Origin of the sequence: uncultured Shewanella sp., from assembly GCF_947501665.1 — a bacterium.
Taxonomy (GTDB): domain Bacteria; phylum Pseudomonadota; class Gammaproteobacteria; order Enterobacterales; family Shewanellaceae; genus Shewanella.
This window is the reverse complement of the sequence record NZ_CANMWS010000087.1, coordinates 1-525: the sequence shown is the minus strand read 5'-3', so window position 1 is coordinate 525 and position 525 is coordinate 1. Positions and strand designations below refer to the sequence as shown.

Below are 525 nucleotides of genomic sequence, written 5' to 3'. Positions count from 1 at the left end.
CTCCCCAGACTGGACTCGAACCAGTGACATACGGATTAACAGTCCGCCGTTCTACCAACTGAACTACAGGGGAATCGAATTTCGCCGACTCTTTGTGAAGACGGAGCGCATAGTAAATCGCTATGTGAATAGAGTCAACTCGAGTGAGAAAAAAAAGTGTAATTATGCTGTTAACTGCTCATCTAATCTCCATAAAGGGTAGGGAATAGCCATATTTAGGATTTTATTATCCAAAAACTTAATATTGTTTATGTTTCTATTTTAGTAATCTTGTTAGAAATCTTTAAAAAATAGAAAATTGTTGATGAGAGCCGGTGATAGAAAAGAAAGAAATGGACCGTTCTATGACAAAAAATATTGCTTACTGAACGTTAGGAAGGATGCATTCATTCATGATGTTTGAAGTACAGAAGTGAATCAAACTCGATATTGATGATAGGGTGAGGGAACCTGTCTACCTGTCTACCTGTCTACCTGTCTACCTGTCTACCTGTCTACCTGTCTACCTGTCTACCTGTCTACCTG

1 tRNA gene is annotated in these 525 nt (G+C 38.9%); it reads right to left on the bottom strand.

The features are described 5' to 3' along the window. Positions 1–73, bottom strand: a tRNA-Asn gene (locus Q0976_RS24020). Between the last annotated feature and the right edge of the window lie 452 nt (positions 74–525).